Consider the following 11,258-nt stretch of genomic DNA (forward strand, 5'->3'; position numbering starts at 1 on the left):
CGGGACCAATGCGATGGAGATCATGGAAGCGATCACGACGGTGATGAGCACGGAAGGCGTGCTCGTGCTGATGGATATGGGCAGTGCCTTGCTCAGCGCGGATACCGCGCTCGGCTTTCTCGAGGATGAACAACGGGCGCGCGTCCGCTGTGTGGCCGCGCCGTTTGTGGAAGGCGCGGTCGCTGCTGGTGTCGTCGCATCCCTGGGCAGCACGCTCGATGAGGTAAGCCGCGAAGCAGAAGGCGCGCTCCGGCAAAAGCGGGAGCACGTCGCTGGAGAGGGCGCGATGACGCCTGACCCAAATCCAAAGGCCGCGACGAATCCGGAAGAGACGATTCGCGTAACCATTCCGAACCCGCTCGGCTGGCACGCCCGACCGGCCGCGCGCTTCATCCGCGAGGCGTCGGCCTTTCACGCCGATATTCAAGTGCGCAACGTAACCAAGGGTCGCGGGCCTACTTCCGCCAAGAGTCTCACCGGTCTCGCCTCCCTCGGGATTTTGCGCGGCCATGAAATTGAAATCTCGGCCAGCGGTCCCGAGGCGAAGACCGCGCTGCAAGCCCTGCGCCCATCCGTGGAAAGTGGCCTCGGCGATTCACTTGCGGAGCCATCGCCGGCCGCAACTGTACCTCCCACCACCACGACGGATGAGCCAGTCCCGGTCTCCAGCGGCCTCGCCATCGGGCCGCTTTTTTTTACAACGAGTGCTGAGATCGCCGTGCCCGAGGAGAAGGTGGAGAATCCGGACAACGAGATCGACCGATTGCACAAAGCGATCGACGAGGCCAAAGCCGCCGTTGCCCGGGAGCAAACCGCGCTGCGAAGCACATTGGGTAAGAATGAAGCTGCGATCTTCGCCGCGCAGGCGCTCCTGCTCGAAGATCCCGACTTACTCCACCGCGCCGAGGCGGCGATCCGCGAGCACCGCGAAAACGCGGCCCGCGCGTGGGCGAATGCTTATCAGGAGGTCGCGGCAAACTATGCACAACTGGACGACGAGTATCTGCGCCAGCGCGCCGCGGATGTGCGCGACATCGGCGTGCGGGTCCTTGCGGCACTGGGCGTCGCCCGGCCTCGCGTCGGCGATCTCCCCCAGGCCGGCATTCTCGTCGTGGACGATCTCGCGCCGGCGGAAGTGACCGCGCTTTCCAAAAACGTGCTGGGTGTCATCTGCCTTCAAGGCGGCAGAACTTCGCACGCCGCGATCCTGCTGCGCGCCCGTGGCGTCCCGGCCATCGCTCATGCGCGAGCAACTTTTCCGCGAATCGGCGCCGCGGCTGCCACGGCGGCGTTCGATGGGGACACGGGCGAACTGTGGATCGATCCGCCATCGGCGAAAATTGAGGCCTTGCGCACGCGGATGGAGACCCAGCGCATCGCCGCCGAGGAAGCTGCCCGGATTCGGCACGAAGCCGCCGTGACCACCGATGGCCGCACCGTCGCGATCTCCGCCAACCTTGGCCGGGTCGGCGAAGCCGCGGCCGCGCTAGAACGCGGGGCGGAGGGCGTGGGACTTTTTCGCACCGAGTTTCTCTTTATCGACCGTCAGGACGCGCCGAGTGAGGACGAACAATTCGCCGCGCTGCGTCAGGTGCGTGAAACGATGGGCACTCGCCCCGTGGTTATCCGCACCCTGGATATTGGCGGCGACAAGGAAGCCCCCTATCTCGGCCTGCCACGCGAGGCCAATCCCTTTCTCGGCGAGCGCGGCATCCGTGTTTGCCTGAGCCGGCCGGAATTATTCCAGACCCAGCTCCGCGCCATCCTGCGGGCGGCCGACGGCGGTGATTTTCGGATCATGTTCCCGATGATCACCGAGCTGTCCGAGCTTCGCGAAGCCCGCGCGGCGCTCGACGAAGCGCATCGCGTGCTCGCTCAATCCGGCGTCCCTCACGCGTGGCCCATTTCCACCGGCATCATGGTCGAGGTTCCCTCCGCGGCGATGCTGAGCGACCAATTCGCCGTGGAGGCGGATTTCTTCAGCATCGGGACCAACGACCTCACGCAATACGTGCTCGCCGCCGATCGCGGCAATCCGGCGCTCGCGCGCTTTCAAGATGCGCTCCATCCCGCGGTTTTGCGGATGATCGAGCAGATCGTCACCGAAGCACATCGGCGCGGAAAACATGTCGCCGTCTGCGGAGAGTCGGCGTCCGACCCGACCGCCGCGCGTCTGCTCATCGGACTCGGGGTGGACGAATTGAGCCTCAATCCCACGCGAATTCCCGCAATCAAGTCCACGATCCGGGCAGCCCGCCACGGCGACCTCCAATCGCTGGCCCGACGGGCGATCGACCTGACTTCGACTACGGAAGTGCGAAGCGTGGCGGAAGGTCGCGATCCGGCCTAGCATTGGGCGGTGGAGTTCCCCCGCGCTGATCAATCCCGCAACACGGAGCCGCCGCGGGCGGTTTCGAGGGCGGCGTCTCGGAAGCCGGCGATGGAGGCGCTGAGATCATAGCCGAACTGGTGACGCCGGCAGATTTCGCGGGCGGTGGCGATGACTTCCTCACGCGACATCTCCCGTTTCGCGGGAAGGCCGACGAACAGCTTGGTGCCAGGCTGGGGCACGTCGAAGACATAAACATCGGCGAAGGCGGCGCGGTACGTGAGGAGCATGTGGGCGTAGAGAGGATTCGAGGCGCGGCCCCAGATGTTGGCGACGACCATTCCGCCGGGAGACAGCGTGCGGCGCACCCGGTGGAGAAATTCCAAGGTGGCCAGATGCGGGGGGATCGTTTCGGCGTCGAAACAGTCGAGGATGATGATGTCGTAGCCGCCAGCGCTCGCCTCAATGAAATCTCTGCCATCGTCCACAGACACGCGCATCCTCTCGTCTTCCTCGAATCCACAGTGCTCCCTGGCCACGTTCAAAACTTCCTGATCCAGTTCGACAACATCGATCCTCATCTGCGGGAAGTGGCTGTGCAGAAATCGTGGAATCGTGCCGCCACCCAGGCCGACAATCAAAACGCGAAGCGGGTTCCGCACGAATGCCAGACACGCAGGCAGGACGCGAGCGTAGGGCAATTCCAGGTGCCGGGGATCGTCCACCTTGATCACGCTTTGGGAATGCCCGCCGGCGCCAAAGCGAAGCGTCCGCATCCCGGCGGCGTTCTCGGTCAGGAGAATCGCTTGGAATGCGGAATGCCGGGCTACCAAAACTCGTTCACCGTGGGTCATTGCTGCCGGATCATCGCGCAATGGCGGGCGCGACGCGAGCGCGTCGAGGCGGGCGCGGATGAGGAATGGCGCCAGCGCTGTGCGGAAAAAAAATAAAGCGCCGGAAGGCATTGGTCCGTGGGCGCTTGGAGATTTCTCAGCGGATGGGGAGTTGCAAAAACGAATGATCCGGCGTATCGAGACGAATGCCGGAAATGCTACTCCAGGACTCGTCCTCGGAGAAGGCGCGTCAGCGGAATACGCAGAATTACGAGGCACATTTGTGGAAGACGGCGGGGACCGATGCGTGGTCCTTTGTGCTCGAGAGAAGCGCCCGGTCCATTGTCTTCGCGAACGCCACTTTCATGGTCGCAGCGTTTCTCGGGTTTTGCTGGTGGGGGACGGACACGCTCGTGCACATCGGCTTCTCGGTCTTTGTCGGGCTGGCGGCAATTACGGTGGCCTACGGCGGCGTGTGGGCGGCGCATTTGTTTTACCTGACCCCGAGGAAGCTGCTCGCCAAAAAACAAAATCAGGTGACGGCGTTGCGCAACAGGATCAATGCAAAGGATACGGAAATTCTGGTGCTAAAGCGTACGCTGGCCACCAGGACGGTGGTGAAAAACGAATGGGGCAACCAGTCGGCCGCCTGAGGGCCAGAAGGATGCGGGCGAGGTGGAATGGTTGGTGTCGCAGCGGCGGTGATGGCGCCGTTTACTTCGCGTGCTTCTTCGCGTAGGCAGCCACTTCATGGGCGGCTTTGGTTTCGGTGCCGGGCGCTTCGAGGAAGCCGAGGTCGCGGAACCATTCGGCAAAGCGATCCTGCCAGGTGCCAAACGGGATGCCACCGCGCGCACTGACCGCGCCGCCGTGCGTGCCGCGCCCGTAGATGTGCATCTCGACGTTGGGTACGCCGGCCTTGAGCATCGGCGTAAAATACTCGGTCGCCCAGACGGCGTGTACCTGGTCGCCTGAGCCAGCGCAGACGATGAAACTCGGGGGGACATTGGCGGGGATCGGCGTCTCGGGCGCCTTGGTGAAAGGCGTGGGGCCCGGATAGATGATACCGACGAAATCGGGACGCGGAGAGACCTTCGCGAGCGGATCGGAGGGGGCGGCATTCTTCTGCGCAAAGTCATCGAAGAAGAGCGCGGTCGGTGCAGAAAGTTCGCCTCCGGCGGAAAAGCCGATCATGCCGATTTTCGCCGGGTCGAGCTTCCATTCCGCCGCGTGGCTGCGCACGAGGCGAATGGCTTGAAAGGCGTCGTTGACCGCATCGACAGTGGGCTCGTAGCCATCGACGCGGAGACGATTGCGCAGGACGATGGTTGAGACACCGAGCTTGGCGAAGAATGGCACCAAGTCGTAGCCCTCCGGCCCGACCCAGAGGATCTTGTGCCCACCGCCCGGCGCGACGATGACGGCCGCGCCGGTGTTCGGCGGATCGCCCGGCGCGAGGTGCACCTCGATGGTGGGATTGTGAATATTGAGGGTGTTGAGGAGCTTGTCCGCGCTCTTGCCGCTGGTGTTGTAGCGTTCCGCTTCGTGGATGCGCTCGTGGTTGAGCAGCGGTGAATCCTTCGGATAGAGCGCGAGGACGATGCCACCGGACAGAGCGGGTGCGGGGATGAACGGGCCGTCAGCGGGAGTGCGCTCCTTGGCAGGCGCGGGTGCTTTTTCCTGGGCGAGGCAGAGGGAGCCGACAGTGAAAAGGAGGACGGGGAGGAGGCGGTTCATGTTTTGGGGTGATCCGTTTTAGCGGTACGTCTTAGTCCTGTCATTCGTCAGTACGGTCAAAGATTATGCAGTGCTCGTGGACACAGCGACGCGGAAGATGCCAGAGCGAAATCAGAGATTCTTCTCCCGCAGTCGCGGGATCAGGATGACGGGGTTTTCGGCCGCCTGTCGGCGGTCGCCCCGCTATGCCGTGACGGCAGCCAGACGGATTTTGGGATCGGGCTGGGATGGGGCGCAGCGCAGTTCGAACTCCACCTGGAGGCCGCTGGGTTTCACGTTGCGCACGGCGACGGAACCGCCGCAGGCTTCCACGCAACTGCGCACGATAGCGAGGCCGAGGCCGGTGCCACCGGTTTCGCGGGTGCGCGCGGATTCCGGGCGGAAGAAAGGGTCGAACAAGCGATGGAGCGCTTCCTCGGGGACGCCGGGGCCGCAATCGGTGACGAGCAGGGAAATGTGCTCGCCGCAGTCGCGGGCGGAAACGGTGATGGGGCCGGAGGGGCGGCCGTCGCTTTGCACCGTGGGGCGGTAGGAATAACTTTCGGAAGCGGCGCTGGTGGGCGAGGCGTAGCGGAGGGCGTTGCGGATGACATTGCCGAGGGCGCGACCCAAGAGATCGGGCTCGGCGAGCGCGGTGAGGGTACTGGGAACATCGACGACCACGCCGCCGCGCTCCTTGGTTTCACGGGCGACGACGCGTCCCGTGAGTTCAGCCAGCGACACCGGCACCAATTCCACATTCTTGCCGCCCACGCCGGCCTTGGAAAAGGAGAGGAGTTCGTGCACGAGCTCAGACATGTGGCGCAACTCCTCGCGCACGTCCGCCACATAATTGCGCTGCTTTTCATCGGCCCGCTGATCGAGAATGCCGAGCGCCATTTCCATGCGGGCCAGCGGGGAACAGAGCTCGTGGGCAATGTCGCCGAGAAAGCGTTTTTGGCCGGTGAAGAATTCCCGCAAGCGGGCGGACATATGATTGAGCGCGCTGCCGAGCCGCCCCAGTTCATCCGACCGGCGCATGTCCAAATGCGTGTCGAAGCGGCCCCGGGCGATGGACTCCGCCGCGCCGGTCATTTGCCGCAGGGTGCGGGTGATGCCACGCACCAGCGGCACCCACAGCAGTACCGAGACGAGAAGCACGATGCCGCCACCGATGAGCCAGGGCCGGTAATCGAAAAGCAACCCGCCCCCGCGCAAGGAATCCGTGGCAAGGATGAGCGTGGTTGGCGCGGGCGAAGGCTTGTGGCGGTCCACGACCGGCATGCGGATGAGCACCCAGTAGAGACTGGGGGCGCTGGTGTGCAGCATCATCTTGGGAAAGCTGCCCTGGATGGCCATGGGGGGTGGCCGGGGTGGTGGACGCTCGCCATTGGGAGAGCGTTCCCCATTGGGCGGAGGCTCGCCGTTGCGGCGTGGAGCATCGGGCGACGGGTCGCCCGGCGGACCGTCGCGCCGCGGGGGTGGCTCACCACGCTCGCCATTGGGAGGAGGCGGATCTTCCGGGCGGCGCCCGGGGCGGATCTCGCGGAGGCGATTGCGCACTTCCTCGGGGAGTTCGAGGTGGCCGGCGACGAGCCCGCCGTCGTTGCGAAAGAGAGCCACTTGCAGGTGGTAGGCATTGGCCGTGTTTTGCAGGATTTGATCCCACCGGGCCGGAGGCCGTTCATTGAGCTGCTGGGAGACCACCGCTCCCATGGTCTGCAAGCGATCATTGACCGGACCCGCGATGAGCGAATCGAGCCCCATGCGGAGCTGGCCGCGCGCGGCCAGCCATCCGGCCCCGCCGAGAAAAGCGAGGTTCAGGAAGAACCACATGAGGATTTTCACCGAGAGGGGGAAGCGCACCCCGCGCAGCGGCGGATGATCAGTAGGTGTCGGCATCGGGATCGATGAGCATGTAGCCCGCAGCGCGGACGGTGCGAATGAAGTGCGGCGTCTTCGGGTCGTCGCCGAGCTTTTTGCGCAGGGCGGAGATATGGACATCGATGGAGCGATCGAAGACTTCGTATTCGCGCTCGCGGATTTGCTCGAGGAGATGATCGCGCGTTTTCACGCGGCCCTTCGCGCGGGCCAGCGAGAGTAGCAACTCGAACTCCACCGGCGTGAGCACGAGCGCCTGGTCGTCGAGCGCGGCGGTGCGCGAGCCGGGATTGATGCGCAGCTTGTCGATGACGATCTCGGCGTCGGAATCCTTCAGCGCGGCGGGCGTACGCGCGGTGCGGCGCGTGACGGCTCGGATGCGGGCGAGCAATTCGCGCGAAGAAAAAGTCTTCGGCAGATAATCGTCGGCGCCGATCTCCAGGCCGACGATACGGTCCGCCTCGTCGCCGCGTGCGGTGAGCATCAGCACGGGCACGTCGCTGGTGCGGCGGATTTGCTTGAGCACTTCAAAGCCATCGAGCCCCGGCAGCATGAGATCGAGAATGATGGCCTGCCAGGCCTCGGCGGTGGCGCGCTCCACCCCGTCGGGGCCGGTGTGCACAGTGGTGACATCGTAGCCGAGCGGGTCGAGATAGTCGGCAATGAGCCGGCAGAGCTTGCGGTCGTCGTCGATGACGAGCAGGCGCGGGCGGGTCGATGGCGGGGAGGAGTTCATCGGTATTTCGGGGAGGAGATTAGCGGGTCGCGTGACGGGCGGGATTAGATTTACACTTCCTTAACAAAAATTCGCTATCGCGCACACACGGTCTTCACGAAGGTGTCTTTCCATCAGCGGCGACCACCAACCCAGCCGAACCTATGCCCACGCTTTCTTTTGTTTCCGCGACGGTCCTCGCCACCACCGTCTTTGCGCTCTGCTCCCCCGGGGATGAATCCCACATGTCCCAAGCGGAGAAGCTGACGCCGCAGATTCAGGCGATGCTCGCGGATCTGCGCAAAGCAACGGATGTGGACGTGGCGGCGGGGGCATCCTCGGCCAGCCCGCTGGTTCCATTGATGGCCCTGGCCAACGCGGTCCTCCCGCAAATTCAAGCGATGGACACGAAGGCGCCCAGGACTCCGGGTGTGGACCTGCGAGCAGAAGGACCCACGGACAACACGATGGCTTCATTGATGGCGCTTGCGACCAAAGTTTTCACACCGTCTGCGCACCGGGAGGAACCGCAACTATCACCGCAAGTCCAGACGATGATCACGCAAATGATCAAGGCTGGAGAGACGGAGCGCGCACCTCAGGGGGCTTCAAACGACCCGGCCGCCTCGTTGATGACGCTCGTGTCCACCCTCCTCTCTCAGTCTGCCCCCGGGGATCAGGCGCAACATTCCCAAGTGGCCAAACTGACGCCGCAAATCCAGGCGATGCTCACGCAATTGCTCAAGGAGGCGGATGTGGACGTCTCGCCGACAGGAGCCTCGTCCAATCACCCTGCCGTTTCGGCTCCGTCCAGCGCGCCAACCCGGGACGCCAACTCCCAAAAGTCCACCACCACCGCGCTACAAACCAAATCCTTGAAAACGACCGGCCTGTCGACTGGCTCGCTTGACGGGGCGCCGCGGATGACCAACGACGAATGGCGGAGGCTCTTTCCGGCGCGGAAATAGCGAGGCGCTCCCCCACTCCACACCATGGGGTTGAAAGGTGGCGCACCGACCAAAGGCTGGCTATGAACCGGCTCTGAGGCAGCTTGTGAGTGACCCCAGATGGCACATTGGCCGGTGGCCGGGAAATTATTCGCACAGGCGGCAGCGGTAGTCTACGCGTATTTACTTACTTGTTTCGGCCCGATTCGGGCGGGTTCTTCGCACCTGCGGCGCTCCCGGGCCGGCGATGCCACCGAAAACGGCCGGCCTTCGTCGGCCCGCTCCCATTAACTAATGCAGTCCGGCGCAAGATTCACCTTGCCCGTAGCCCGTACGTTCGTTACATGGAACGCTCGGGTGAGCGGCGCATAGCCGCGTTGCCTCATCGCCGGGAACGCCTTCGCAAGCGCGGTGATGCCGGAGCTTCGGCCGTGGATTTTTCCGCCAAGCCGCAAAGAAAACTGCGAACTGAGAAGTTTAAACACTGCGCGTGCACCCGCTCCCCGCTCGCGTAGAAAGAGAGTCTCCCTATTCAAATCCAAAATCGTGTTAATGGTCGAATCCGCGCCCGCGAGGTGCGTGTGATTCTCGCTGCGTCTGGTGAACAACTTGGTGTCATGAAGCTTTCAGACGCCATCCGCAAGGCGCAGGAAATGGGGCTCGATCTCGTTGAGGTCGCAGCCAATGCCACCCCTCCCGTGTGCCGCATCGTGGACTTCGGCAAGTTCAAGTACGAAGCGGCCAAGCATGAGAAGGAGAAGAAGAACGCGGGGAGCAAACTCAAGGAAATCAAGTTCCGGGTGAACATCGACGAGCACGATTACGTGACGAAGATGCGGCACGCGGAGGAGTTCCTCGACAAGGGCAACAAGGTGCGGGTGCAATTGCAATTCCGCGGTCGCGAAATGGCGCACCAGGACTTGGGCATGAAACTGATGGAGCGCGTCAGAAACGACCTCACGACCATGGCCAACGTCGAGATGGCGGCCAAGCTGATGGGCAAGAGCGTGACGATGACGCTCGCGCCGCTGCCTTCCAACAAGCGCAAACGCCACTTTTATAGCGACCACGATCTCCCCCCCCTCGAGGACGAGGCGGACGACGACGAGGACGACGACGACGCTACCGAAGAGCAGGCGTAAGCGCTTTACCGTCGATCCGGCGGCAACCGCCGTAGGTGCCTGGATGTATTTCCGATTCGATCGCGTATTCACGTGTACCGATGCGCCGGCGTGATTCGGCCTCGCTTCACGATCCAGCCTCCGTGAAAAAAACTCGCACCTTAAATCGGCTTAAGGGGGCTTAAGGCACCTTAAATCGGTTTCCTTTTCTTCGCCGGAGCCTTGCTTGAGTTCCTCGCGAATGGCCGGCGGCAGTGAGCGACCTTGCCATGGCGGGCGGAGTGGAAAAGCGTCGGAGTTCATGCAGGGAAGTGTGCCATGACTCGCCGCAAAATGTGCATGGCTCCATTGGCTCCATTGGTTCCATTGGCTCCATTGCGGAAAAGTTGATTTCTGCGCCCAAAAATAGCGTTTCCGGGGGCCGAATCCCCCGGCGCGTGAGGACACGCCCCCTACGAGGACAGCGCCGCGGGCGTCTCCGTCTGCTCCGGCGCAGTCGCCGCGGCGTCTGGTGACTCTTCGGCCACCGGCGCAGCGCCGATCCCGAACTCCCAGCGGGAGGCAATCATGAAGGCGACGAAGACGACCCATGGAAGCAGGAGCGGTGGCCCCCAAATGCCAAAAAGACGCTCGAGGCCGAAGCCTTTTTGCCAAGGGATGCCGTTGGAGATGGTGTTATAGAAGATGAAGAGGGCCACCGACGCGGAGCCGGTGAAGGCCAGGAACCAGCGGGTGGAATAGAAGAGCAGGAATGGGCTGACCCACGCCAGGTACTGGACGCCGAAGCCCGGCGCAAAGGTGAAGAAGAGCCCCCAGACGAGGCCCATGGTGGCCAGCAATTCAGCGGGGGCGGCTTTCCGGCGCCGCCAGGCGAGCACAAGCGTGCCGGCGATGACGAGGAACTTGAGCGTTTGCGTGACCAGCGCCTGGGAGGGGCTGAGCGGCTTAAGCGAGACCATGCCCGCCAAGCCATCGATGCCGCTGATATTCAGCAGGTAGGTGATACCCCACCAGCCCCAGATGCTGTTGTAGACGAGCACCTGACGGGTGAAGATCTCCGGCGCGGCGAGAAGCGGTGCGCTCCAGCAGAGGAGCAGCGTGAGGACGGTGGCGGCCATGAAGGTCCAGGCTTTGTCCCGACCCTGCTGCCACCAGTAGAAAAAGAGCACCGGGCTCATGAGCAAGGGGATGATCTTCACCTGGCAGGCGACGGCGAGCAGCACGCCAGCGAGCAAAGCACGGCGCTGCATGCAGGCGATCACCGTCAGCGTGAGCCCGAGCGGAATCAGCGGGTCGTAGTTCCCGTGATAGCCAGAGATCATGAACGACACCGGGCTCGCCGCGAGCACGGCGATGGCCCACCACGGCGGCCGCCCCGTCTGGCGGCGAATCCAGAGCAACAGCAGCACGACCGAGAAATCGGCAAGGATGCCGGGCAGACGGTGGAAAAAGGCAAAGCGTTGACCGCTGGCCGGAGTCGTCTCGGTGCCGCCGGCCAGTTGATAAGCGAAGCCCAGGTAGTTCCCCAAGAGCGGTGGATGATTGAAAATGCGGTCGTGCAGGTAGGTGTTGACCACGCCCTCGTGGACGATGTTTTTCGCGAAACCGTAATAGAGAATGACGTCCACCGTGCCGTAGGTCGTGGCGGCGCAATAGAGCTTGGCCGCCACCGCCAGCAGGGCGATGAGAAGCACGAGCAGTTCGGGTTTAATCTTC

At 63.5% G+C, this 11,258-nt stretch carries 9 protein-coding genes; 4 read left to right on the top strand and 5 right to left on the bottom strand.

Features of this window, described 5'->3' with window-relative positions; genetic code table 11:
* Nucleotides 1-2,350: phosphoenolpyruvate--protein phosphotransferase (gene ptsP / locus ABJF10_RS24205; protein WP_348547195.1), on the top strand; the 2,350-nt coding region annotated here is incomplete at its 5' end.
* 29 nt (nucleotides 2,351-2,379) lie between these two features.
* Here the strand turns inward: ptsP and ABJF10_RS24210 are convergent.
* Nucleotides 2,380-3,294 (bottom strand): fused MFS/spermidine synthase, encoded by a 915-nt coding sequence (locus ABJF10_RS24210; RefSeq protein ID WP_348547196.1) that lies wholly within the window; start codon nucleotides 3,292-3,294, stop codon nucleotides 2,380-2,382.
* Nucleotides 3,295-3,443: 149 nt separating this feature from the next.
* Here ABJF10_RS24210 and ABJF10_RS24215 point away from each other — a divergent pair, with 149 nt between their 5' ends.
* Complete coding sequence (locus ABJF10_RS24215) at nucleotides 3,444-3,815, top strand: hypothetical protein (RefSeq protein ID WP_348547197.1); 372 nt, start codon at nucleotides 3,444-3,446, stop codon at nucleotides 3,813-3,815.
* A gap of 61 nt (nucleotides 3,816-3,876) precedes the next feature.
* Here the strand turns inward: ABJF10_RS24215 and ABJF10_RS24220 are convergent, their stop codons facing one another.
* The 3 genes from ABJF10_RS24220 to ABJF10_RS24230 form a co-directional block, all read right to left on the bottom strand.
* Complete coding sequence (locus tag ABJF10_RS24220) at nucleotides 3,877-4,899, bottom strand: alpha/beta hydrolase (RefSeq protein ID WP_348547198.1); 1,023 nt, start codon at nucleotides 4,897-4,899, stop codon at nucleotides 3,877-3,879.
* Between the two features lie 183 nt (nucleotides 4,900-5,082).
* A complete protein-coding gene (locus tag ABJF10_RS24225) occupies nucleotides 5,083-6,780 on the bottom strand; it encodes a HAMP domain-containing sensor histidine kinase (RefSeq protein ID WP_348547199.1) in 1,698 nt (565 codons plus the stop codon).
* Nucleotides 6,764-7,495 (bottom strand): response regulator transcription factor, encoded by a 732-nt coding sequence (locus ABJF10_RS24230; RefSeq protein WP_348547200.1) that lies wholly within the window; start codon nucleotides 7,493-7,495, stop codon nucleotides 6,764-6,766. The genes ABJF10_RS24225 and ABJF10_RS24230 overlap by 17 nt, the downstream gene beginning before the upstream one ends.
* Nucleotides 7,496-7,638: 143 nt before the next feature.
* Here ABJF10_RS24230 and ABJF10_RS24235 point away from each other — a divergent pair, with 143 nt between their 5' ends.
* On the top strand, nucleotides 7,639-8,442 hold the full coding sequence (locus ABJF10_RS24235) for a hypothetical protein (RefSeq protein WP_348547201.1): 804 nt from the start codon (nucleotides 7,639-7,641) through the stop codon (nucleotides 8,440-8,442).
* A gap of 515 nt (nucleotides 8,443-8,957) precedes the next feature.
* The gene (gene infC, locus ABJF10_RS24240; protein WP_348547203.1) at nucleotides 8,958-9,563 is read left to right on the top strand and encodes a translation initiation factor IF-3; all 606 of its coding nucleotides are present in this window, start codon (nucleotides 8,958-8,960) and stop codon (nucleotides 9,561-9,563) included.
* A 431-nt stretch (nucleotides 9,564-9,994) separates the two neighbouring features.
* Here infC and ABJF10_RS24245 read toward each other — a convergent pair.
* A partial coding sequence (locus tag ABJF10_RS24245; protein ID WP_348547202.1) for a glycosyltransferase 87 family protein occupies nucleotides 9,995-11,258 on the bottom strand: 1,264 nt, incomplete at its 5' end.

It is taken from the genome of Chthoniobacter sp., assembly GCF_040003245.1.
Classification (GTDB): domain Bacteria; phylum Verrucomicrobiota; class Verrucomicrobiia; order Chthoniobacterales; family Chthoniobacteraceae; genus Chthoniobacter.

Bases quoted from the DNA above. Each gene is read 5' to 3' on its own strand.
- ABJF10_RS24210 (WP_348547196.1), bottom strand. From the start codon at position 3,294: ATGCCTTCCGGCGCTTTATTTTTTTTCCGCACAGCGCTGGCGCCATTC.
- ABJF10_RS24220 (WP_348547198.1), bottom strand. From the start codon at position 4,899: ATGAACCGCCTCCTCCCCGTCCTCCTTTTCACTGTCGGCTCCCTCTGC.
- ABJF10_RS24225 (WP_348547199.1), bottom strand. From the start codon at position 6,780: ATGCCGACACCTACTGATCATCCGCCGCTGCGCGGGGTGCGCTTCCCC.
- ABJF10_RS24230 (WP_348547200.1), bottom strand. From the start codon at position 7,495: ATGAACTCCTCCCCGCCATCGACCCGCCCGCGCCTGCTCGTCATCGAC.
- ABJF10_RS24235 (WP_348547201.1), top strand. From the start codon at position 7,639: ATGCCCACGCTTTCTTTTGTTTCCGCGACGGTCCTCGCCACCACCGTC.